Annotated in this window: 16 protein-coding genes; 9 read left to right on the top strand and 7 right to left on the bottom strand. The window is 56.1% G+C overall.

What is annotated here, in order from left to right; genetic code table 11:
* Positions 1-18 precede the first annotated feature (18 nt).
* The 7 genes from alaS to OHL14_RS07415 all read left to right on the top strand — a co-directional run bounded on the left by alaS (position 19) and on the right by OHL14_RS07415 (position 11,869).
* The gene (alaS, locus tag OHL14_RS07445; RefSeq protein WP_263378710.1) at positions 19-3,156 is read left to right on the top strand and encodes an alanine--tRNA ligase; all 3,138 of its coding nucleotides are present in this window, start codon (positions 19-21) and stop codon (positions 3,154-3,156) included.
* A gap of 443 nt (positions 3,157-3,599) precedes the next feature.
* Positions 3,600-4,709, top strand: coding sequence for a glycosyltransferase family 9 protein (locus OHL14_RS07440; protein WP_263378709.1), 1,110 nt, complete (start codon positions 3,600-3,602; stop codon positions 4,707-4,709).
* Positions 4,710-4,751: 42 nt separating this feature from the next.
* Positions 4,752-6,221 carry a D-glycero-beta-D-manno-heptose-7-phosphate kinase gene (gene rfaE1 / locus OHL14_RS07435; protein ID WP_263378708.1) on the top strand — a complete coding sequence of 490 codons (1,470 nt, stop codon included), beginning with the start codon at positions 4,752-4,754 and terminating at the stop codon, positions 6,219-6,221.
* Between the two features lie 20 nt (positions 6,222-6,241).
* Positions 6,242-7,456, top strand: a complete 1,215-nt coding sequence (locus OHL14_RS07430) for an ATP-grasp domain-containing protein (protein ID WP_263378707.1) — start codon at positions 6,242-6,244, stop codon at positions 7,454-7,456.
* A gap of 271 nt (positions 7,457-7,727) precedes the next feature.
* A complete protein-coding gene (locus OHL14_RS07425) occupies positions 7,728-8,894 on the top strand; it encodes a tyrosine-type recombinase/integrase (protein WP_263378706.1) in 1,167 nt (388 codons plus the stop codon).
* A 149-nt stretch (positions 8,895-9,043) separates the two neighbouring features.
* Entirely contained in the window at positions 9,044-9,778 is a 735-nt protein-coding gene (locus OHL14_RS07420; RefSeq protein ID WP_263378705.1) for a hypothetical protein, read from the top strand.
* Between the two features lie 111 nt (positions 9,779-9,889).
* On the top strand, positions 9,890-11,869 hold the full coding sequence (locus tag OHL14_RS07415; protein WP_263378704.1) for an ATP-binding protein: 1,980 nt from the start codon (positions 9,890-9,892) through the stop codon (positions 11,867-11,869).
* A gap of 19 nt (positions 11,870-11,888) precedes the next feature.
* Here the strand turns inward: OHL14_RS07415 and OHL14_RS07410 are convergent, their stop codons facing one another.
* Positions 11,889-12,551 (bottom strand): ELKS/Rab6-interacting/CAST family protein, encoded by a 663-nt coding sequence (locus OHL14_RS07410; RefSeq protein ID WP_263378703.1) that lies wholly within the window; start codon positions 12,549-12,551, stop codon positions 11,889-11,891.
* A 229-nt stretch (positions 12,552-12,780) separates the two neighbouring features.
* Between OHL14_RS07410 and OHL14_RS07405 the strand changes: the two genes are divergently transcribed.
* Together OHL14_RS07405 and OHL14_RS07400 are read left to right on the top strand one after the other, a co-directional pair.
* Positions 12,781-13,533 carry an SOS response-associated peptidase gene (locus OHL14_RS07405; RefSeq protein ID WP_263378702.1) on the top strand — a complete coding sequence of 251 codons (753 nt, stop codon included), beginning with the start codon at positions 12,781-12,783 and terminating at the stop codon, positions 13,531-13,533.
* A gap of 295 nt (positions 13,534-13,828) precedes the next feature.
* On the top strand, positions 13,829-14,884 hold the full coding sequence (locus tag OHL14_RS07400; protein ID WP_263378701.1) for an LPO_1073/Vpar_1526 family protein: 1,056 nt from the start codon (positions 13,829-13,831) through the stop codon (positions 14,882-14,884).
* Between the two features lie 98 nt (positions 14,885-14,982).
* Here the strand turns inward: OHL14_RS07400 and OHL14_RS07395 are convergent, their stop codons facing one another.
* From OHL14_RS07395 to OHL14_RS07370, 6 genes are all read right to left on the bottom strand, one after another.
* Positions 14,983-15,165 (bottom strand): glycoside hydrolase family protein, encoded by a 183-nt coding sequence (locus OHL14_RS07395; RefSeq protein WP_263378700.1) that lies wholly within the window; start codon positions 15,163-15,165, stop codon positions 14,983-14,985.
* A gap of 41 nt (positions 15,166-15,206) precedes the next feature.
* Entirely contained in the window at positions 15,207-18,050 is a 2,844-nt protein-coding gene (locus OHL14_RS07390; RefSeq protein WP_263378699.1) for a phage tail protein, read from the bottom strand.
* A 66-nt stretch (positions 18,051-18,116) separates the two neighbouring features.
* Positions 18,117-18,557: a DUF6950 family protein gene (locus OHL14_RS07385; protein ID WP_263378698.1), complete on the bottom strand. Its 441-nt coding sequence runs from the start codon at positions 18,555-18,557 to the stop codon at positions 18,117-18,119.
* Between the two features lie 2 nt (positions 18,558-18,559).
* Positions 18,560-19,114 carry a hypothetical protein gene (locus OHL14_RS07380; protein ID WP_263378697.1) on the bottom strand — a complete coding sequence of 185 codons (555 nt, stop codon included), beginning with the start codon at positions 19,112-19,114 and terminating at the stop codon, positions 18,560-18,562.
* A 2-nt stretch (positions 19,115-19,116) separates the two neighbouring features.
* On the bottom strand, positions 19,117-19,749 hold the full coding sequence (locus tag OHL14_RS07375; protein WP_263378696.1) for a hypothetical protein: 633 nt from the start codon (positions 19,747-19,749) through the stop codon (positions 19,117-19,119).
* A 59-nt stretch (positions 19,750-19,808) separates the two neighbouring features.
* Complete coding sequence (locus OHL14_RS07370; RefSeq protein ID WP_263378695.1) at positions 19,809-21,539, bottom strand: phage tail tape measure C-terminal domain-containing protein; 1,731 nt, start codon at positions 21,537-21,539, stop codon at positions 19,809-19,811.
* Positions 21,540-21,641 lie beyond the last annotated feature (102 nt).

Genomic DNA, 21,641 nt, shown 5'->3' with positions numbered 1-21,641 from the left:
CTGATAAACTTAATCTCTATGCGCAACTTGAGCGGCAACCAGATTCGTGAAGAGTTTTTGAGGTTTTTCGAAACCAAGCAGCACCGCCGCGTGCACTCGTCCTCCCTCGTTCCCACCAACGACCCGACGCTGCTGTTCACCAACGCTGGCATGAACCAGTTCAAAGACGTCTTCCTCGGCGCCGAGGTCCGCCCCTACTCCCGCGCCGCCACCAGCCAGAAGTGCGTCCGCGCCGGCGGCAAGCATAACGATCTCGAAAACGTCGGCTTCACCCGCCGCCACCACACCTTCTTCGAGATGCTCGGCAACTTCAGCTTCGGCGACTACTTCAAGCGCGACGCCATCGCCTTCGCCTGGGAGCTCCTCACCTCGCCCGACTGGTTCGCCATCGACAAGGACCGCCTCTACGTCACCATCTTCGAAGGCACAGACTCTGTCCCGCGCGACAACGAGGCCGAGCAGTTCTGGATCGAAATCGGCGTCCCCAAGGAACGCATCTTCGAGATGTCCGCCAAGGACAACTTCTGGCAGATGGGCGACACCGGCCCCTGCGGCCCCTGCAGCGAAATCTTCTACGACCTCGGCTTCGCTGCCAGCGAAACAGGTGAAGACAAACCCTTCCCGCAGGACGACCAGCGCTACGTCGAAATCTGGAACCTCGTCTTCATGCAGTTCGACCGCAGCTCCGACGGCACCCTCACCCCACTGCCCAAGCCCAGCATCGACACCGGCATGGGCCTCGAACGCCTCAGCGCCGTTCTCCAGGGCAAGCTCTCCAACTACGAGTCTGACCTCTTCACCCCCCTCATCGCCGCCGCCGCCCGCCTCACCCACTCCGGCGCAGGTAACGGGACTTCGCCCGCTTTGAAGGGGACGGGCTTCAGCCCGTCCGTTACTGCGCAACCTGAAGGAGGGGCTTTAGCCCCTGAGGGACTTTCCCCTGCCGACACCCCCACGAATGCCGTCATTCTGGGCGAAGCGTCACAGCTTCATCGTGACGCGCAGTCGAAGAACCCCGACGCTCATGACCGCGCCGCCACCACCCAACCGCTTTCTGCCACCCTCACCCCCGCCGACATCGCCCACCTCGCCGTCTCCGACGACAAGCACGCAGCCTCGCTCCGCATCATCGCCGACCACGCCCGTGCCAGCACCTTCCTCATCTCCGACGGCGTGCTCCCCGCCAACGAAGGCCGCGGCTACGTCCTGCGCAAGATCCTCCGCCGCGGCATCCGCCACGGTCGCCTCCTCGGTCAGGAAAAGCCCTTCATGCACGAGATGGTCTACGCCGTCCGCGATGAGATGGCTGCGGCGTATCCGGAGTTGAAGGAATCAGCAGAGCGCGTGGCCAAGGTCGTCCTCGCAGAAGAGCAGCAGTTCGCGCGGGTGATTGCATCTGCTCTTGGAAAACTCGATGAGCAATTAGAGGCATTGATCGAGCGCAAGAAACTATTTGATGAGTTCAAGCGCGCCGAAGCGGCTCACGAAGCGGGACCTCACCCGAAACCGGGAGAGGATTCATCTCAAGAGCAGGTTGCAAAAGTAAGCGCGCTGAATAAGGCCTATTACAACATTCAAGAGAAGTACCAACCGGACTTCAACGGTGAATATTGGGGCGATGAAGGAGGCACGAATCACATCCTGCGTGAGCCCGTTGTTTATGCAGGTAAAGACGCCTTCAATCTCTACGAAACGTTCGGGCTTCCCCTTGACTTCATTCAGGATGCCGCACGTGACGCGGGTCTTGACTTCGACCTCGAAGGCTTCGAGCGCGCCAAAGAAGAAGAACAAGCCCGTGCCCGCGCCTCCTGGAAAGGCGGCAATCAAAAGTCCGCAGCCCCCGTCTACCGCGAACTCCCCAAGACCGAATTCGAAGGCTACTCCGCCCTCCGCGTCGATGGCGCGAAGGTCCTCGCTCTCGTCAAAGAAGGCGTCGGTGTCGCCACCCTCCAGCCCGGCGAAACCGGCGAGGTCGTCCTCGACGCCACCAGCTTTTACGCCGACTCCGGCGGTCAGGTCGGCGATGTCGGCTGGCTCTACTCCGGCGACCACAACACCATCGTCGCCGAGGTCACCGGCTGCAAAAAGCCCGTCCAGGGCGTCTTTGCCCACGCTGTCATCGCCAAGCAGACCATCGCCGTCGGCGACACCGTCGACACCCAGGTCAACGGCGAGGTCCGCTCCGCCGTCATGCGCAACCATACCGGCACCCATCTCCTGCACGCCGCTCTGCGTCAGGTGCTCGGCACCCACGTCAAGCAGGCTGGCTCGCTCAACGACCCCAATCGTCTCCGCTTCGACTTCTCGCACTTCACCGGCGTCGCCGAAGAAGAGCTGCGCGAGATCGAAGAAATCGTGAACGCTCAGATCCTCAAAAACTCCACCGTGCAGACCTTTGTCGATGTTCCAATCGACGAAGCCATTCACGAGTACGGAGCGATGGCCCTCTTCGGCGAAAAGTACGGCGACCGTGTCCGCGTCGTCAAGATCGGCGACTTCTCCACCGAACTCTGCGGCGGCACCCATCTCTCCGCCACCGGCGAGATCGGTCTCATCAAGCTGGTAGGCGAAGGTGCCGTCGCCTCTGGCGTCCGTCGCGTCGAAGCCGTCAGCGGTACCGGTGCTCTCGATCTCTTCCGTCGCGATGCCGAAGTCTCAAAGGTCGCCAGCCAGTTCGTCGGCGGCAGTGATCTCAGCGCCGAAGCTCTTCGCTCCCGCGTCAACGCGCAGGAAGAAGAGATGAAGAAGCTCCGCCGCGAGCTGGAGCAGCTCAAGATGAAGAGCGCCTCCGCCGCAACCGCTGACGCTGCAGGCTCAGCCGTTGAGGTCAAGGGCATCAAGGTCCTCGCCCAGCGCGTCGACGGCCTCGACAAGTCCCAGATGCGCAACCTCGTCGACGAACTGCGCGGCAAGCTCGGCTCCGGCGTAGTCATCCTCGGTGCCGCAAACGAAGGCAAGGTCTCGCTCATCGTCGGCGTCTCCAAGGACCTCACTGGCAAGCTGCAGGCCGGCAAGATCGTCGGCGCTCTCGCCGCCAAGGTAGGCGGCAAAGGCGGCGGTCGTCCCGACCTCGCCGAAGCCGGCGGCAGCGATACCTCTGCCCTCGACGCCACCCTCTCGGCAGCCAAAGACATCGTCAGCGACCTCCTCGGCTAAGCCAACCACTCGGGTGCCCCACGTCTCGCTTCTGAGACGTGGGCGACGAACCCATCCCTCGCCCCCCTCTTTGTTGTCCTTCGGTAGCAGCTTTGTCGTCCTTCCGTAGCGAAGCTTTGTTGTCCTTCGGTAGCGCAGCTTTTTTGTTGTCATTCCGTAGCGAAGCGGAGGAATCTGCATCTCGACCCGCCGCTACCTCCAAACGCTGTCAACCCCCGCAAAACTCGGAAAACTCGAAATCCCCAGCAACCATGCGGCTTTTCGCGCCCAAAAGTAATTGCATGTTCACCCTCTCCCGCTCGCTATAATAGAAATAGAGCAACAGAGCAGCCGCCGGCCTCCACGACCTGGCGGCTTTCTTACGCGCACAACTCTCCAGACCTATCCTGCCCCGAATCAAGACTTTGGGCCACTAAGTAGGGGGGGGGAGGGGGGATACCTGTTTGGAGATCGGTACGAAGCCGCGCCGCGTACTCATCTATCGCCTCGGAAGCCTCGGCGATATGGTCGTTGCGCTCCCCAGCCTGCACCTCATCGCGCGCGCATTTCCTGACGCCGATCGTCGCCTGCTGACCAACCTTCCCGTCCATTCGAAGGCTCCCGCAGCCGAAGCCGTCCTCGGTGGAATCGGCCTCATCGGCGGCTACTTCGGCTATCCCGCAGGCACGCGCAGCTGGTTCGAGCTCGCGAAGCTGGTCTGGTCGATCCGCCGCTGGAAACCGGAGGTCGTGATCTACCTCGGCCCCGCGCGCGGCCTCGAAACAGTCGAGCGCGACGCAAAGTTCTTCGATTGGTGCGGCGTAAAGCAGATCATCGGACTTCCCTCAACCGAAGCCACGCAGCGCAACTTCTACGGCGCCGACACCGACGCCGAATGCGTCGACAACTGGGAACCCGAAGCCGAGCGCCTCGCCCGCTGCATCCGCGAGCTCGGCGACGCCCGCGTCGACAATATCTCCAGCTGGGACCTTCACCTCGACGACAAGGAAAACGCCGAAGCGCGCCGCCAGATCGGCGCAGAGGCTCTCGAAAAGCGTCCCCTCGCCGTCTGCGTTGGCACCAAAGTCCAGGCAAAGGATTGGGGCGTAGAGAACTGGCGCACGCTGGTCGGACGCATCGCAGACGAATACCCGCGCCGCACGCTGCTGCTAGTTGGCGCTCCCGAAGAGTCTGCCGCAAGCGAGTTCGCCGCCACAGCGTGGCGATTGAACGGCGGCGGTCCAGTCGTCAACCTCTGCGGCCGCCTCAGCCCGCGCCAGAGCGCAGCTGCTCTGCAGTTGGCGCAGATCTTCGTCGGCCACGACAGCGGCCCAATGCATCTCGCCGCCGCCGTTGGCACGCCCTGCGTCGCTCTGTTCGCAGCTAGAAACATCCCGGGCCAATGGTTTCCAATGGGCGCGCAGCATCGCGTGATCTATCACAAGGTCGAGTGCGCAGGCTGCGGTCTGGAGACCTGCGTCGACGAAGGCAAGCGTTGCCTGCTCTCGATCACGGTGGACGAGGTAATGGATCAGGTGCGCGTCGCTCTGGAGATGGTCGCGCCAAAGCACTAGGAATCCTCGCAGATGCGATGATGGTGAACGGAGACGGATCGAATGCTGAAGGACGTTCATGCAGTGCTCGGGTTGCTGGAATCTGGCTTCAGCCACCTGAAGGTGCTGGTCGTCGGCGACCTCATGCTCGACCGCTACATTCTCGGTGAAGTCGATCGTATCTCGCCTGAAGCGCCAGTTCCTGTCCTGCGCCACGCACAGCGCTACGAGCGCGCAGGCGGAGCCGCAAACGTCGCCATGAACCTCGCAGGTCTCGGCTGCCAGGCGATGCTGGCCGGCTTCTGGGGCGACGACGGTGAACAACATGAACTCGCAGCCATCCTCGAAGAAGCCAAGGTCGACACTGTCGGCGTCGTAACAACCTCACTGCCGACGATCTCGAAGACCCGCATCGTAGGCCGCAGACAGCAGCTGTTGCGGCTGGATATCGAAAGCCGCGAGCAGCCCGCCGTGCAGGATCGTCGACGCTTGTGGGAGCGACTGAATCCGCTGCTCGAAAAGGTTGACGCCGTCATCTTGTCTGATTACGCCAAGGGCGTTCTGACGCGTGAGCTGTGCGCGGGCATCATCGAAAAAGCTCGCGAGCTGAAAGTCCCGGTTTTTGCTGACCCGAAGACGCCAGATCTCGGCAAGTACGCAGGTGCGACGATGGTCTGCCCCAACCTCGGCGAACTTGCGCTGGCGACCGACGTGGACGCGCACCGCCTCGATGCCCTCATGGTGGCTGGTGAAATCCAGCGACTCAATCATGGCATTGAGTACCTCACCGTGACGATGAGCGAGAAGGGCATTCGCGTGCTGTCGGAATCTGGTGTGCATCAATCGCCAGCCCGCGCGCGCGAGGTCTTCGATGTCTCCGGCGCGGGCGATACGGTGATCGCAACTCTGGCAGCAGCGATGGCTGGCGGTCTGCCGATGGAGTCGGCAGTCGAGCTTGCCAACCTTGCCGCAGGCATCGTCGTCGGCAAGGTCGGCACCGTTCCGATTGCCAGTCATGAACTGGTGGCTGCGCTGACGCCTTCGAGCGGCATTCGCAGCGGTGAAAAGGTGTTGACGATCGATCAGGCGTCGCGTCGCGTGGCTGAGTGGCGCGCAGCGGGCGAGACCATCGTCTTCACCAACGGTTGCTTCGACCTCCTGCATGTCGGTCATGTGACGTTACTTGAAGAATGTCGCGGCTTTGGATCGAAGCTGGTCCTTGGGCTGAATACGGATGCTTCGGTGCAGAGGCTAAAAGGGCCGACGCGACCAGTTGTTGGTGAACGCGAAAGGGCACGCGTGATGTCCGCTTTAGCCGCGGTCGATGCCGTGGTATTGTTCGACGAAGATACTCCGCTGGAGCTGATCGCAGCGCTGAAGCCGGACGTCCTCGTAAAGGGCGGCGACTACAGCGTGGAGACGGTGGTCGGCCATGAGCTTGTGATTGCCGCGGGTGGTCGTGTCGCGATTGTCCCAACTGTACAGGGCTTTTCGACGACCAGTATCGTGAAAAAGATGACGGAGAATACGTAAACAACTTCGGAGGCGTTGCGATGGTGGAAGAGCAGAAGCAGCCGGGAATTCTTTGCATTAGTACCTACGAAAAAGGACAGGCGTTTCTTCGCGCCGCAGCGCAGACAGGTGTACCTGTGACACTGTTGACAGTGGAGAAACTGCGCCACGCGGACTGGCCGTGGGATTCGCTGAGCCAGGTCCACTTCATGCCAGACAATTTCGAGCATCTGGATGAGGCACTTGCCTTTGTCACGCGGCTGTTTCGGCATAACAACTATGGGCGCGTGGTGGCGCTCGATGAGTTCGACCTGGAGCTGGCCGCGCTGGTACGCGAGCATCTGCGGCTGCCGGGCATGGGACAGACGGCGACGAGGTTCTTTCGCGACAAGCTGGCGATGCGCGAGGGCGCCCTGCGCGGAGGCATCGCAGTGCCGGCGTTTTCGTCCGTGGCCAATCATCATGCGTTGTGGGCGTTCATGGAGAAAGTGCGCGGCCCATGGTTATTGAAGCCACGCTCGAGCGCTTCGGCCATCGGCATCAAGAAGATCGCCAGCCAAGCGGAGATCTGGCCGGTGCTGGAGCAGCTTGGTGATGAGGCAAGCCATCACCTGCTGGAAAGCTTTGTGCCAGGTGAGGTCTTCCACGTAGACGCCATCTGGTGGCATGGCGAGCTGAAGTTTGCCGCTGCTCATAAGTACGGGCGACCTCCGATGCAGACGATGCACGAAGGCGGTGTGTTCACCACGCGTACGCTCGACCGTGAAGGCGAAGAGGCGAAGGCTTTGTTTGCGATTCATGCTCAGACGATTGCTGCTCTTGGCGCTGTCACAGGTATTACGCATACCGAGTTCATCCGAGCTCATACCGACGGCAGGTTTTACTTCCTGGAGACAGCTGCCCGCGTGGGCGGGGCCTACATTGCCGAGGTCGTGGAGTTTGCGGCAGGCGTCAATCCCTGGGCAGAGTGGGCGAAGATCGAGGTCGCTGAGCTGCGCGGCGAGGTCTATCAGCTGCCACTCCTGAGCGCCGACTACGCGGGCAGCGTGATTTGTCTTGCTAAGCAGGAAACGCCGGATATTTCGAGCTACGATGCGCTGGAGGTGGTGTTGCGGATGCACAAACACCATCACGCTGGTCTGATCGTAAAGTCATCGTCGGCAGAGAAAGTCCAGGCGCTGCTAGACGCGTACAGCCAGCGATTTCTGGACGAGTTCTGCACGCGAATGGACGTGCCGGACAAGCCGACGTCCTGATCCGCTTTGCGGGTTTAATTGGAAATGGGAAAGTGGTGAGCGGGCTGGGGTTCGAACCCAGGACCAGCGCCTTAAAAGGACGAAAATTGGTGACAGCACTCTGTTGCACCCGTCGGCAATCAATGCAAATAACCCTATATTAATCAATGGTATATGACAATTCTTCTGTCGCCTCGTGTCGCACAGCGTCGCCGGAACTACCTGCAAAAAGTGACTCAATTGTGACACAGTTTCATGCCACAATTAAGGAGCATGGAGGCGTCGGAGAACAATGGCGAGAGGTCGGAAGCACCTGAAAGTGAAAGGGGTCTATGAGAGGCCTGAGGGAAGCGGCAACTGGTATGCCCGCTACCGCGTAGATGGGAAATGGGTCCGCAAATCCTTCGGCGAGGATCATGCTGCTGCTGTCTCCTATGCGGAGAAAGCTCGAACTATCAGGCGATCTGGCGAGGGCGTTCTCCCTCGCAGCGCCAAGAAACATGTTCTGACCTTCACAGAGCTGAACCGCCACGCCACCGGGATTACGTTAGGCAAACTCTGTGATGACTTCCTTGCCTATGTGAAGGCCCATCCTGAGGAGTACCGCGATCAGAAGAACCCTCCCCGACGCATTCGGGAAATCAAGGATGAGTTTGGGGATCGGCCAGCCGCAAGCATCAAGTCTAGCGAAATTGAGGACTGGCTCGATGCGGTTCAGGAGGACAGGGAACTCGCAAACGCCACGATAAATAAACTGCGCGGCACATTCTCCAAGATTTATAGGCATGGCAGACGTAAGGACCAGGTTGATGTGAATCCGGCGGTTGACGTACCGCTGAAGCATGTAGGGAATGGCGTTGAACGATTCCTGTCAGCTGATGAAGAAGAGCGCCTTCGGGCGGTCCTGAATGGCTGGATAGAGCAGTATGATCCAGAACAACATCCCCAGCTTCGTAAAGAGGCGATCCAGCGTCTTCTGGAGTTCGAAGTTTCCGTCAAGTCAGGTATTCGTAAGAGTGAGCAATACAACCTAGTCTGGCCCGATATCGACTTCAATCGGCGTGTGATGCGACTGCGGGTGACGAAGAATGGGAAGCCCAGGAACGCATACATCATTGACGATGTAGCAAAGGCGCTAAATGAACTATTGCTATTGAGCCTTGAACGTCGGGGGCGATCCAGAGAACAGCCTAGTACAGCACCAAAGGATTCAGTCTTTGCCAAGGGTGAGAATAAGAAGTGGTGGGCTGAGGCTCTAAGACAGGCGAAGATCGAGAACTACCGCTGGCATGACAATCGGCATACATTCTGCTCGCGGCTGGTCCAAGCTGGGGTTCATCTGAAGGTCGTACAAGAGGCAGCGGGCCACAGCAGCATCGCCTCTACGATGCGGTACGCTCACTTTGCGCCGTCTCAGGTCTTGGACGCTATGGCTGTGTTGAACCATAAGGCAGCTTGAGTCGGTATGATCTCTGCAACTAGCGTAGGAGCGTAGAGATGGCAAATTGTACCTACTGTCGCGAGAAAGCAGGACTGTTTAAGAGTGAACACACGGCGTGCGCCGCAGAGGCTGAAGCTGCGCGTAGGCAAATTGCAGACGCTGTGAAAATGGCAGTAGCCACAGGGAAGCAACCGGCGAAGATAGCGCCCGTTATAGCGAGGCTTCAGTTCGAAGGTCGTCTCCTCGAAGAGGAGGTTCGCAAGTTGATGCTTCGTTCATCGGATGCAGCGATTCTGGAAGCTGTCTTATCGAAACCCATCAGTGATGACGAACTTGAACGGCTAGGAAGCTACTACAGCGCAGCAGATTCAAAGTGGTCAGAGCGGGACATTAAGGAACGAGCAAACTTCCCCGGTTTCCTTTCGGCACTACATGCGAACACTCTTTATCAGGTACTTCACGGTCAGGTTCCATACGCGCAACCCGGCGGTTTTGATGACTTCAATTTCCAGCATGATGAGTTTCCTATCCTTCGCCGCTACGCCACCTTGGCTGAATATCGATCTATACCTACTGGACGAAGCTTCCAGTCGGTAGGTCTCCCCATTGGCGGAGGCCTCTACTATCGTGTAGGAATGTCACAGCCGCGAACGTCCCAGACAGGCCTTGTGCCGATTGATGATGGCTTGATGGTGATCACAACGAAGTCCATCATTTACAGCGGCCAGCACAGAAATTTTCGTCTCCCCTACCCTTCCATCTTGCGCTTTGAGTCGTTTGTTGACGGCTTCGGAATACATGGAAACCACGGCCCTGGGAAGGTGTTCATTCCGAGCAAGCTAGGAATGATGGACGAAGGCTGGTATTTTTACAACCTCGTCTCAGCATTGTCGAAATGGTAAAGCAGCTTCCCAGACCCGACACACACGCTCAGCAACGCTGAGATTGTGTGAATGTGCATAGTGGCTCAACTATGCTGTGTTGTAATGACAACGAGTACATAGAGGGTAAGAATGGCAACGGAAGATTTGAAGGGTTTTGATCCACTACTATCTCATGGGGATGAAACGATCAGTGGCGGCTCTGCGATCTTCGAGGACGCAACGAAGCGAGTAGTCCACAACATTCTAAGAAGCTATACGGGCTTCTACGATCTATTTTCTGAAGCCATTCAGAATTCTCTCGATGCCGTGGAGATCGCTTCTAGGGAGAGAGGCGAACGCTACTCCCCGAAGATTTGGATCACCATTGACATACCAGGCTCTAGTTTCCGCATCGTCGACAATGGTGTGGGAATGGATTTGGATCAGTTTAAGTACTGCTTTCGACCGAACGTGAGCTTTAAGAAACAAGCCAATGTTCGCGGCGAGAAGGGCGTCGGAGCAACCTTCTTGGCTTATGGATTCTCATTCATTTCTCTTCAAAGCAAGAAGAACGGCTCTGAGTTGGCTGCAATTTTGCGTCAGGGACGACAATGGGCAGAGGACGAGAGAGGCGTAATACCACGCCCCACATTTGAGTCTCAAGGCTTTGCCGTACCAGAACTCGTCAACGAGCCGTCAGGAACTTGTCTCGAAATCATTTGCGGCAAGGCCCCTGGTGAGCGCCCCAGAGATTTCACCTGGATCGGTGCTTATTCAGCTAAGCAGTGGCTTGATGTGCTCAGAATCAAGACTCCACTTGGCGGGGTGTACCTTTCCGGTATCGCTTTTGCTCCTCAAATTGAGATCAAAGTGATAGCGTCGAAAGCCGAACCCACGGTGGTTCAAACGAACAGAGCCGAGTACTACTATCCTCACGAAATTCCGGACATGAAAGTCCAACAGTTGGAAGACATCATCCGATCACAGAATCTTGTTAAAGGAGACGCCAGCACCAAATTCAAGAGTCTTCCGCAAGAATTTAAACGACTTGATTGTATCTGGGAAATTTGGGACAAAGATGCACTCCTTGCAGACGACTCCGATTTCGGCTCAGCTATAGACGAGAAAGGTCGCGAACTCATCGAGAAGCATAACGTGGCGATTTACGGTGCATTCCTGAGCACTGCGAAGACGTGGAATCGGCTTAACGACGAAGTACTCGGGTTGAGAAAAGCACTTAGAATCATGCACGGGGGAATGCAATTAGCTTCGGACAACATGGCTCAAGGTGAAGTGAGTGTGATCCCGTTGACAAGCGCGATTGGATATCAAAACAACTCTCACATCATTGTCCATTTTCAGGACGGAAGTCCAGATATGGGAAGAAAGGTATTCCAACCAGAGCTTACTGATCTCGCTGAAGAACTTGCCAAACGTGTAGTGACAATCTTTCGAAGATTTATATCGCATCTTCGGGCAGATTCTGGAGCACAATCAATAACGCCCGATAAAGCTCTTTACGATTGGAAGAGAGAGCAAGAAAGATTTCGCGATGAGCACCCTCTTGTTAGAAGGTCTACCGATACCGCTATCAGCCTCTTATCGACGCCGCAGCAAGAGCAAGATGTGATTGCCTTGTTTCATGAATTGGTAGGAGCGCAAACGCTAAGAGGCTTTAGGTTCTTCGCAACATCTCCAATCGATAGATATGACTCACTTTTCATGATGGACTACAGGAAAGAAGACTCAATCTACTGGGAAAGTCAGTCCCAGCGTCTTGGTATCAGCCGTGATTTCCCAGAAGGCCAAACTGAACCAAAGACTCTCGAATATAAATTCTCCCTTGATGGACTAGTGGCGGACTTCGGTAAAGAGTTGAAGTTCGTGCAACACATCAATTTCGTTGTGTGCTGGACCGCTGGTAAAGCATACCGAGAACGATTCACGCTTGAATCTCTGTTGGTTGGAGATGAGGGATCGACTCGTCAAATCTTTGGATCAACACATAAAGCGTTCGTTGATGGATCTTCTCAACCTATTTTCGAAGTACTCGTTCTCGAAGATCTAATGAATTGGATGATCGACCCGCAGTCAGAAGAGGCTCGACAAAAGCAGGCATATCGAGGTTGATTCCAACTCAACTATTTTTCTATTTCTGCTTGCCCGTTCTGATGTCTTGCTCAACCATGCGTATCCGATCCTCAGTGGCTCTGAGCCGTGATTCCACTTCGTTGCGGGGAACACTGCTGGCGATTGCCTGACCATACTGTTCTAGCAATGTCAGGATGCGCGGCAGCTGTTTGAGATCGGCTTTGATCTCCGAGAACTGCTCATCGGTGCGTTCACGTAACGCCGAGATCTCGGTGATCGCTTCCTCCAGGAGGATCAACTTGCGGTCAGAGGCTTTGTCCGATTCTTGGAGGGCCTTCACCTCCTGGCGCATGGATATGAACTGATCCTCAAGAATGGTGAACTGGTCGAGGAGATGGACGAGCTTCTGGACGGCCCAAACAATGAGAGGGCAGAGAACTGTTGTGACGGCGGTGCTGATGATGCTCATCAGTGATGGGGGAGCGAATAGCATGATGTGTCCATTGGTGGCTGGGCCTTTCTGAGAGGTCATGTGAAGTGGAATGAAGGGGTTGCAGGTGCGGAAAACGTTGTTGATGACTTTCGCCTTATATTCTCCTATGCTGTTCGCAGGATGGTGAGCCATGAAGGTCGGCGGATACAACAGAGAGATCGACCTTGAGAGGTTAGGCCCCACCCTGATGATCTCGGCCAGCATCATCCTTGCGATACGTACTGCCAAGCGTCCGCCTGAGTACAGTGAGAATCTTTCGAACAGAGATTGGGAGGCAGAGCTTGATTTTGCGGTAAAGATCGCTAGTCGATTGCTCGACGCAGCGACTCGACGTAAGCCAGAATTCTTTAGACACAAGGACATTGCTTGGCACATGCCAACAGATGAGGACACTGTGCCATGACACCGACGCTTTGTTCGCGATAGCATTTCAGTCTCAAAAGGAGGACCTCGATCCATGTGTGGACGATATGCAACCCGACGACAGAAGCAGCAGATCGCTGAGGCCTTCCACGTAGGGAAGATCTTCGAGGAACCATTCACAGCGAACTACAACATTGCGCCATCCACGTTCCAGCCGGTCATCCGTGAGGAGCGAGACTCTACCGAGCGGGAGATGGTGAAACTGCGATGGGGATTGGTTCCGTTCTTCGCTAAGTCGCTAGCTGAGTGGAAAGGCTTCAGCACGATCAATGCCAAGGCCGAGACCATTACCAGCAGTGCAACATGGCGCGGCCCATTTAAGTCTCGCCGCTGTATTGTTCCGGCTGATCTCTTCTATGAGTGGAAGACCCTCGATACAGGTGCGAAGAAGCCGGTGAAGCAGCCTTATGCGATCAGCCTGAAGAGCGGTGAGCCGTTCGCCTTCGCTGGCCTATGGGACGCATGGAAGGAACCGAAGCCAGCCGGTTCCACGCTGCACACGCCGGACACATGGCTGCAATCCTTTAGCATCATCACGACGGAAGCGAATGAGTTGATGAGCGAGATTCACACCCGTATGCCGGTGATACTCCATGAGAGGGATTGGGCGCGGTGGCTAGACCGCACGGTGACAGAGCAGCCACCTATCGACCTACTCAGACCTTACGAGTCAGACCTGATGGAGATGAACCCTTGCAATCCACTGGTGGGCAATGTGAAGAACAATGGGCCGGAGATGCTGGAATGTCCGCAGCCGATTCCAGGGCTACCGCTGAATAGTGCCTAAAACCCTCCAGCCGATGTAGACTGACTTCTCCCTATCCTAAAGGTCATTAAGATGATTGTTTACGTAAGAATCACCGCCGCAATTGCGTTCATTATTTCGTTAGCATGGGTTCATCAGCGACCCGGATATGACTCAGTCTTCGCGGCGTTCGCCGCGCTCGCTACCTTTGCCACCACTTTCGTTGGAGTCAAACGTCGAACTGAACGCACGCAGCAACGTCAAAAGGTGGCTAAGTCTGCAATCGGCGTTCAAGCAGGGGGAGATGTAAGAGTCGGGAATATAACAAGGGGACGAGATGGCGAATAGCGATCAAAATCAAAAGGTCGCGGCTGGCGGCCTCGCTATCCAATCAGGAGGCAATGTAACAATTGAAAGCGGCCTGTCATATTCTGAAGTACGTGACATCGCGCTTGACACGTTTCATGCGAACTTCTACAAACTCGCGAATAAAGCGGGAGAGATCGCGTCTGCTCGCGCAGAAGAGATTACAGATCAGTTTTTAGAAAAGCTTCAGAAGGACAATCCGGCAGGAATAGGGGAGTCTCAGGATCCTGACTTTCAGTACGCGCTGCTGACTGTCCAAAAAGAGTACGCTCGTAGCGGAAATAAAGAGTTAGGAGATTTGCTGGTAGAACTGTTGGTAGATCGAAGTAAGCAAGAGAAGCGAGAAATCATTCAGATTGTTTTGAATGAAGCTCTTAACACTGCTCCGAAGCTTACCGAAAGCCAACTTGCCGCCCTCGCGCTAGTCTTTCTTTTCCGCAATACGATGAACCATGCGAGTACTAACCACGCTAATTTCGGCCTTTATCTGGACGATCATGTACTGCCGTTCATTCCTAAGATTGTGCGAAGTGATGCTTGCTATCAGCACATCGCGTTCACGGGGTGCGCATCCATCAACGGCTTGATGGACAACTCACTCTCTAATCAAATTGCCGTGACATACCAAGGCCTGTTCTGCAAAGGGTTCGACAACAGCGATATACCTTCGGGACTCTCGGCTATCGCTAAGAAAATGTTTTTCATCCAATGCCTAAATGATCCGACAAAGATCCAAGTGAATGCACTAAATGGAGTGTCGCTGACCGCCGAACTATCAACTCAATCTATCCCTCATGAAGTCGCTGCTCAAATCAAGACTTTATTCGACAAGAACAAGATGAGTGGACCGGAGATAAGAACAAAATGCGAAAGTGTGCGTCCATACTTGAAAGATCTTTTTGAAGTTTGGACAGCGTCAATTATCGGCAAGATGACTCTCACGAGTGTAGGCATCGCGATTGGTCATGCGAATGTTCAGCGCGTGCTCGGTAGGAAGTTTGCCGAGCTTTCCCAATGGATTAATTGATCATTTTGTCGGCGCGTTAAACGCAAAGCTGTGGCAAGAATGTCAATGAAAGGCTCCGGCTCATCACCGGAGTCTCATCGTTTCTTTTCACTTGCGTTCTACGCAGCAGCCGTACCTTCAATCAGCCGCTCCTCCGCCAGCCTCCGACGAAACCGACCAGCCACCACCTTACCCGAGACCTTATCCCACGCCTCGAACTGCGCCTCGGCCTCGACGATCTTGCCAGCTTTAAGATCCTTCAGCCGAGTGGAGCCCAAGAAGGCCCCAATATCAGCATTCAAGGCGAAGTCCACCAGCCTGTCAAACTCAGCTTGGGTTAGCTCTAGCTCTGCACGTAAATCTCGTAGACCCGCAGAGAGCAGGTCGCACTCGTCCCTGTCGGGCTATCAGCCGAAGCCGAGCACTCGACAGTGAGAGTGCTGAGGTCAACACCAGCCGCGACGGATAGCGTGTACGTTGCTTGTGCGGTAGTAGTTGTGAGATCGGCCATGATGGTTGTGCTGTTGCCGACCAAAGCCGTGATCGTTAGCTCACCACCGTTGAAGACAGTGGCCGCAGCAACAACCGTCAGCGTAGATGCTGCGGTGAGGGTCATAGTCGGCCACCCTGACCATGTGCAGTCGCCAGTCGTATACGTGGGTGTATCAGTCGGAGAAGACTCGACCTGTGCGGAAATGCCGTCGGAGCTTGGCTCGTCCGGCTGAGTCGGAGTGGTTGTGGGTCTCTGGATATAAGAACCAGAGACACTCGCAAACGTGTTCAAGTCGCCATCGAACGCACTGTCAGGAGTCAGCGTGGTACGTGTCCCAAAGTCGTTTGAGGTCGTCGGGTAATACAACGAACCACTTGAGCTTGAACCAGCCTTCGCCGCGTATGGTGTCACCGTCGAATCAATCAAGAAGTAACCGAGCTTGCCGAGATAGTCCGACTGATTCGTCGTCGCTATCGGTGTGAGGTTGCCGCCTGTGATGTTTGGGTCGACCACATACACGTAATAGAGCGTCTGTTGAGTCAGCCCATACAGCGGAACCGGGCCAGAGGGGAAGTACGATACTGACGCATTGCCAAGCATTGCCGTGAACGGGTTGCACTCGATACCAGCCGTGCCATCCGTATAGGCTTCACCAACGATGGAGCCGATACCAATACCCGAAGTGGTTGTAATCGACAGAACCAAACCAGCGGTGCTGCCGTCTACCTCGACCCAAGCGGACGTTGTGCCAGCAGCACGAACGGAACGAATGCGGACGTTGTACTGCTGACCGGCAACGACCGGGCCGATAAAGGCAGCATTCAGGCTCACGTCAGCGGTGCCACCATCGAGCCACGCGCCGGAACCGACCAACTGATATTGAAGCTGGATGCCGGTAACGCGGATGTCCAAAGGCGTATCCCAGGACACCTGCAAGCGGGGAGTCACGATGCCATCCGCTCCCACTAAGGCAGTTGCTGAGGAGGAAGTGACGACCATGTTTGTAGGCGGAGCCGGGGTGTACGGAGCCTGAGTGGATAGAGCTGGAACGTCATAGATCGTAAGCTCTTCAGCCGCGCTCCACTCATACACTGAGGCGTCCGTTTCGTTGACGCCTACCGTGAGAGAGATTTGCGGGGCTTGGCCGCTCTGCGAGTCCACCTTGAACTGAACAGATGAGACCTCCAGCAGCTTGCCAGCCCAACCATTCTGCGCGAACGTCATGTTGAACGTGTCGCAAGGCTGAAGTTGGAAAGCTGCCAGAGACATCTGAAAGGTTCCGGTGCCTTGCTGACGGTTCCGAAGCAGCGTGATCTTCGCGAGACGTTGTGCCTGCGCCACAGACAGAACGCATTGCAGACCCATCTCATGCGGTAGCTCAACACCACCGTCCTGCGTCAGATATTCGTCAGCAGCATAGCCGTGGAGAACGTCGGCAGCATACTGCGGGAAGTTAGTAGGTTGGAAAGCCAAATTAAACGTGCTGGCGATTGTGCCGTCATACCAGCCGTTCGCGTCGTAGAGATTGCCCGCCGTGTTGTATGGATAGTTCGGTGCAACGTAGGTTCCGGTCACCCGGTTGATGAGTTCGTGGAAGGAGCGAGTCGGCATCCACTGAACAGCAGCGGTGAGGGAGCTTTCATCAAACGAGGCCGTCGGGCCTTGATAGTAAGCAGGCCAGATATACCACTCGCCACCGATGCGCGAGAGTCTTCCGGCTGCGGCAGACATGATGGTGTTGAGAACGTCGCCGGGTGCCTGTGATGTGTCGTAGTGGTAATGACAGCCGTAGCGGGCTTCTGTTCCACCAGCAGCTAGGGTCACGAGTTCGTCGCATACGTTGGCAGCAGCGATAAGCTGATCCTGATTGACGCTGGAGTCACCTAGACCAAAGACAGGATCGGTCAAAACATCGTTGACGATGAGTGCCCAGTTCGACGAGTAGGCAGTCCTCTGAGTGCGGGGATCGTATACGGGCTTGCCCAGCACGTCGAAACGTATCTCTGGTTCACCCGGAAACAGGGTGGTGTTGTACTCGATCTTCAGATATACATACGTGCAGCCACCGAGGTACGGAGTACCCGCTGACGTTGGTGACCAAGTGGGGTCATTGGCCTGTAAACCGGTAGAGAAGCCGCCACCCGAAGTAGTGTTCGGTGCGCTGGTCTGAGTACCGTAGTAGGCTTCGCAGTAGACAGCCCCGCCGAAGTTGTACTGTGCGCCATTCGGCCCGGTGTAGGTGTTCGAGTCGGCATTGCCGCCAAAAGTTACGCCACCAGAGCTAGTGGTAGTCCCATGGTTCGTATCGTTGACGAAGTTGACCTTGCGTCCATCGAGATAGAGACCGGTGATGCCAGCCACTTCATGCGTCGCCAGAACGATGACGTAATTGAACTGATCCTTATGGCTTCCCGTTGTGGAGCGATAGACCTCAACACCACCAATACGCTGAGTTCCATAGACGATCTGTCTGAAGGACGCTGGCTGACGCGTGGTGATGTTCATGCCACGGTTTGCCGTGAGAGCGCCTGCGATAGCACCAGCTTCCATCGACACGCCCATCAGCACCATCGACTCAAGAGCGTGGTCAAACAGAGGTGAAGTGAAGAAGAGTGCGGGGTCATAGATCGCAGCGGCAGTTGCAGCGATGAGTGCTCCTCCGAGGAGCGCAGCTCCCTCTATGGCTTTTGACATGGGGTGATCCTTAAAAGAAAAAGCCGCCCGGATAGGCGGCTTGGTGAAGATTGATAGAGGGAGGGCTTAGACCTTCCAAGCGCGAGTGACGTTGCGGATGGACAATCTCTTGAGACCGCCCGCACCGATGCTGATGACGTGGCGACCATTCAGATGAACGATTCCAGCGATGAGCTGATCTCCGTCCTGAATCACAACGAGGTCGCCTCGCTGAGCTAGAAGTGGCGACGACCATTCCGTGAGGCCATGCTTTGTAGCGCAGTGCGCTGCGGCATCAGCTACCGTGGCACCGCCGGTGAGACTCTTTATCAGCGCGAATGCCTGAGCCTGTGTGTTGTATTTGCCCCGGAAGTCGTCAGCAATATCTACGCCGGTCATGGCCTCGATTGAGTTCGCAGCGAACAAGCAGCAATCCTGTACACCCCACCGAAACTCGTCCTTTGCATGGTCGCGGAGATACTGATCTAGCTCGCGGGTAGCCCAATGTTCTGTTCGTTTGATTGGCATGGTTAGGAACCCCACAGCAAAGCGATGTCATTGAGCATTTCGACCCAGCCGAAACCGGTATCGCCGGGATACTTGATGTGCTGATCGGCGGACGTATAACGCTGTTGGGACGCTCGCTGAAGATTGGTCATGCGGCTTTCCAGCGCGAGAGAGATGCTGATGGCGTCGGGGCCAGCACTAATGGTGGGTTTGTCTACAAGTCCCTTGAACAGCACGTAGGGAGCGCCGATGATGGTGCCTTGCGTAAGTAGCGCCAACCGAATCACAGCAGGCGCGCCGAGCTGAATCTCGCTCAGACAGTCTGCATACAAGGTCGGGTCGATACCTGATAGGCCAACGCTGGTACCATCGGCTCTAATTGCGGTGCCTTCAGTGATGGTGCCGAGGGAGGCCAGTGTGCCGACTCCCTTGTAGGTGAAGGTGTTATAGAGAAGGTCGCCGACGCCAGTCCACACATACTGAGTGCCGGTAGAGAACGTGAGATCGGCCAGAATCGCAGGCTGAATGACGCCAGCGGACAGAGCCGCTTGCATGTTGCTATCGAGTGCTCTTGGCATGGTTATCGTGCCTCGACAGCCTTGAAGCTGATACCACTCAAGCGGGTCTCTGTGGTGAGGGAGGAGCGGCGATTCTCTGCGAGGCGGAACAGACCCTGCGGATTGTTGAGGATGATTGCCTGTCCGTCTGTAGTCGCTTCGCGGATCGAAGGCCAGATAGAGATAGAGGCGTCTCCATTGGCGTCGGCATTTACCGCGTCCAGCACCCGATGAAGACGCACACCTATCTGCAACATGTCACCGGGTAGCAGCAATCCAGTTGAGTTGGCCGTCCAGCCACGTGTGTTCAGCGTGGTAGCCATCGCAGCGTTTACGCCATTCACGACAGGGGAACCTAGTGCTGAGCCGCTGGGCTGCACGCGAAGAGGGTCGCCAAGATAGAAAGAGTTCATCATGCCGCGCAACTCGGATAAGAAAGCTGTCCAGACCATCGCATCCGACTCCACCATCTGAGGCAGGGTGATATTTGCTTCCCACCAGTCGGCACCGGGCCAGACTTGCAACTGCGTTGCACCGGAGAAGGGTGAGCGCGAGGCCGATACGGTGTCGTTCATCGCGAGTTCGATCTGCTTGATGCTGGGCTTAATCGGAAGCGCGACTATTTGCGCGCCGTTGAAGGTGCCTGTGATTGCCATATTGCGATTGCCTTAAAAGAGGAAGCCCCCGCCGAAACAGGGGCTAAGTGTTGATTGAGTTACCGTGCCATCGAGGGACGACGTTGCGCGTGATTCTTATTCGCTGCAACCGAATCCTTCATCACAGTGCCGTGGTACTGCTGGAGCACCGTCTGCATGTGCATGTTCATCTGCTCAGGCGTTACGCCGTTTGCAACCTGAACGTTGTAGTAGGCATTGCCGCCACTCAGTGCATGGTTTGGGATGATGGTGCCAGAGGTGCCAGGGCTAAACAGTTCCGGGCCAGCTTCACCTACTAGATAGGTTGTGCCACTGCTCACGCCTCCGCCAATAGCTCGACCACCACCAAAGAGATGAGCGATGAAACCACCGATACCACCCAGCGCGCTTTGAGTTGTAGAGGAGCTTGACGACTGGCTAAACAGACTGCCCAAGCCACTAGCTGCACCCGTCATGCTCCCTACGATTCTCACGTTGAAGGGCTTTGACGCTGAGCCGTCAGGCTTGCCAGCGGAGATACCAAACTTGCCAAGCAGAGATGACTCTCCCTGCTGTAACGCGTCGTTCCCTAGACTCTTACCGAGTCCTTGGAACATCCCGGCAAAGTTGGCTCTCTTGCCGACTATCAGGTTTGATAGGTTGTCATTGAGGCCGTCTATCGCTTGGTGGTAGATGGACACGACTTGTGCAGCGGTGTCCTGTGCGTTCTGCACCCACATAGCATTCGCATTCGTTAGGGCGGTTTGCCATGATTGACCGGCGATGTCAGCAGCTGACTTCATAGCGTCGACGGTCGCAGATGCCTGTTCCTTCACCATCTGACTCTGGAGTGAGTTCGCCTGTTGCTGATCTCTATCCGAGCCGAACATACCCGTCACGCTGTTGTATGTACCGGAGTTCTGCTGCAAGTCGTGCAATTGCGTATTGAGGTCTGCTAGACGTTTGGCGTGTAGCTCAGCTTCTATAGCTGCAAGGCGTTGGTCCGCAGTCAGCTTAGAAATTGAGCCTGAAGCAAGTTCGATAGAGATCCTGGTCTTATCAATCGTGGCCTGCGCCTCAGCATCGCCGAGTGCGTTGGTGAGTCCAGCACGATTGAGCGACCGAGCGGATTCAGCCGTGTTCCCGAGGAAGTCAACGTTGCGGTCGATACCCGCAGGAGTACCGGTGGAGTCTTGCTTGAGTGACTGGCGCAGCTTCTGCATCTGCTCGTGAGCAGCACGAGCGCCTGCCTCTGCGAGGTCAGCTTGCTTCGCAACGATGGAGTTGAACTCACTAGACTTTGATGAGAAAGTGGACTTCTGCAACTCCCAATAATCGTTGATGGCCTTTGCGGTAACAGGTGCATTTGTCTTCCACTGGTTGACCGTCGCTTCCATCGCCTTTAGGCGAGCTTCAGCCGCCTTGTTCGCAGCCTCGGAAGCGGAATGATCCGCAACACCCTGTTCGTGCTGATCACGCGCAGTCTGTGTAGCAGCCTCCTGCTTTTGAAGGTCTATAGTCTTCTGGATGTTCTGCTGTTCCTGACCCTGCCACTTCATCAACTGCTGGACGGCTTTGATTTCCTCGTCGTAGCGAGTAAGGATCGCTGTACCACCGGAGCCAGATTCTGCTGCGGAGACCTGCGTATCTTCATTGGTCTTCTTCATCCGCTGCAACTCAGCAAGACGGGTTTGAAGAGCGCGGGCATAGCTTGTGGATTCGTTGAACTGATCCTGTACGCTACCGGCTTGTTGGACATAGCGATTATGCTCGCCCAGCATCACCTTGGCCTGCCCGAGCTTTTGAACCATCTTGCGTGTTAGTGTAGCGCAGCTATCTCTGTGTTCAGATAACCGCCATTAGGGGTGTGGGGAGGCGGGATGAGCGTAGCGATTCCCGCCTCCCCACACCCC

This window comes from Granulicella paludicola, assembly GCF_025685545.1.
Classification (GTDB): domain Bacteria; phylum Acidobacteriota; class Terriglobia; order Terriglobales; family Acidobacteriaceae; genus Granulicella; species Granulicella paludicola.
This window is presented reverse-complemented; position numbering and strand designations above follow the sequence as displayed.